This window comes from Mesorhizobium sp. M7A.F.Ca.MR.148.00.0.0 (assembly GCF_003997735.1).
GTDB lineage: Bacteria > Pseudomonadota > Alphaproteobacteria > Rhizobiales > Rhizobiaceae > Mesorhizobium.
Genome location: NZ_RZTB01000411.1, coordinates 1 through 429 on the forward strand (window position 1 = coordinate 1; position 429 = coordinate 429).

General features: G+C 65.7%; 1 pseudogene. It reads left to right on the forward strand.

Annotated features, from left to right (window positions below):
* Window positions 1–356, forward strand: a pseudogene (locus EOB49_RS34750) (Flp pilus assembly protein CpaB); the annotation flags it as partial.
* Between the last annotated feature and the right edge of the window lie 73 nt (window positions 357–429).

Genomic DNA, 429 nt, shown 5'->3' on the forward strand with positions numbered 1-429 from the left:
CCGCCGCCAACAAGGGCGAGACGACCGAGCGGGTGACACTTTCCGACCTGACCGGCGAAACGCCGGCAGACGTCGCCGCCAGGCAGGCGGAACTCGACAGGAAGGCAGCGGCGGAAGCGGAGGCTGCAGCCGAGCGCAAGCGCGCTGAGGACAAGATCGCCGGGCTGACACAGGCCGTGGAGCGGGTGGGAAGCCGCCTCGATGATCTGGGAAAGGCAAAGCCTGCTCCGGCCGTGGCGCCCGAAGTCGTTAAGGAAGTGGTCAAATATGTCACACCCGAGCCACCGGCGCGTGCTACCGTGGGCGTTTTTCGGGGCGTGAAGCTTGAAACATACGACGTGCCGCGACAACAATAACAGAGTGCGGCGAAACGGAACGGGCTGCCGCCGGCAGCGAGTGGGAGACGGGGATGCAGGGGTCTTGGTTGAG